The organism is Paraburkholderia sp. SIMBA_030, from assembly GCF_046535245.1.
GTDB lineage: Bacteria > Pseudomonadota > Gammaproteobacteria > Burkholderiales > Burkholderiaceae > Paraburkholderia.
In genome coordinates this window covers 1-230 of record NZ_JAWRXB010001797.1, presented here as the reverse complement: position 1 = coordinate 230, position 230 = coordinate 1, and the positions used below count along the sequence as shown (strand labels likewise).

Annotated in this window: 1 protein-coding gene; it reads left to right on the top strand. The window is 33.9% G+C overall.

Features of this window, described 5'->3' with window-relative positions; all coding sequences use genetic code 11:
• On the top strand, positions 1-230 hold a 230-nt coding region (locus SB772_RS46175; RefSeq protein WP_410839289.1), incomplete at both ends, for a serine hydrolase domain-containing protein.

The following is a 230-nucleotide window of genomic DNA, read 5'->3' as shown; positions in this document are numbered from 1 at the left end:
CCCGAATGGAGATAAAATAACGATTCATCATCTTCTTACTCATACCTCAGGAATTAAAGATTTTACAAAAATGAAAACATTATCTTCCATTGCACAGAAAGAAATGAAGCCAGAAGCAATGATTAACTTTTTTAAAAATGAACCTGCTGACTTTTCTCCCGGCGAAAAATTTGATTATAACAATTCCGGATATGTGGTATTGGGCTATATTATTGAACTGGTCTCAGGAG